This is a genomic window from Brasilonema octagenarum UFV-OR1 (assembly GCF_963888615.1).
GTDB classification, from domain to species: Bacteria; Cyanobacteriota; Cyanobacteriia; order Cyanobacteriales; family Nostocaceae; genus Brasilonema; species Brasilonema sennae.
Genome location: NZ_CAWPKW010000375.1, coordinates 1 through 1,222 on the forward strand (window position 1 = coordinate 1; position 1,222 = coordinate 1,222).

At 49.7% G+C, this 1,222-nt stretch carries 1 protein-coding gene; it reads left to right on the top strand.

The window, feature by feature from the left end; translation table 11 throughout:
* On the top strand, positions 1–1,222 hold a 1,222-nt coding region (locus AC5590_RS33425), incomplete at both ends, for a non-ribosomal peptide synthetase (protein ID WP_169269001.1).

Genomic DNA, 1,222 nt, shown 5'->3' on the forward strand with positions numbered 1-1,222 from the left:
ACCGCGATCGCTTGGAGGTTGAAGGGTTAATTGGCTTTTTTGTCAATACTTTAGTGCTGCGAACCCACCTCGGCGGCGACCCCAGTTTTGAGGATGTACTCTCCAGAGTCAGGGAAGTGGCGCTCGGGGCTTACACGCATCAAGACCTGCCCTTCGAGCAGTTGTTAGAGGCATTGCAACCGACACGTTCCTTGAGCTATACGTCGCTCTTTCAGGTGATGTTTGCTTTCGACGAGAAGAGTGTTCCTTCTGTAGAATTGCCTGAGTTAACGGTAAGCTCGTATGCAGTGGAAATCGGCACAGCCAAGTTTGATTTGACCCTATCAATGGAGAATACTGCTGATGGATTGGTAGGAGCATGGGGATACAATGTTGATCTTTTTGATGAGACCACCATCTCTCGCATGGCCGGACATTTCCAGATGTTACTGGAGGGAATTGTAGCTAATCCTCAACAGAAAGTTTCCTCTTTGCCTCTCCTCACTATTCAAGAGCGGCATCAGCTACTGATAGAGTGGAACAACGCCACAAAAGAGTATCCCCAAGATAAGTGTATCCATCAGTTATTTGAGGAACAGGTAGAGCGATCGCCTGATGCAGAAGCGGTGGTTTTTGTAGACACGCGCAGCGCGGCTTCTCGCAGAGTAGATAAACAGTTGACCTACCGAGAGCTGAACCAACGGGCAAACCAACTGGCACATCACTTGAAAACTCTGGGTGTGGAACCAGAAGTGCTAGTGGGGATCTGCTTCGAGCGATCGCTCGAAATGGTAGTGGGATTGTTAGGAATTCTCAAAGCAGGTGGAGCCTACCTACCCCTCGATCCGGCATTACCTAAAGAAAGTTTAGCATTCCGATTGCAGGATGCTCAAGTACCAATCCTGTTGACGCAAAAGGGACTCCTGTTGCGTGAGGATGCTCAAGTGCAGACTGTGTTATACTTGGACGCAGACTGGGAACTCATTGCCCAAGAATCCTCGGCGAATCCCAAGACCGAACTGATACCGGAAAACTTAGCCTACGTCCTCTATACCTCTGGTTCTACAGGTCAACCTAAAGGCGTTGCGATCGAGCACAGGCAAATCCTGAACTACCTGCACGCCATCCTAGACAAACTGCAACTGCCAACAGGTGCCAGTTTCGCAAACGTTTCCACCTTCGCCGCCGACTTAGGTAACACCGTAATCTTCCCAGCTTTGTGTACGGGGGGATGTCTACATAT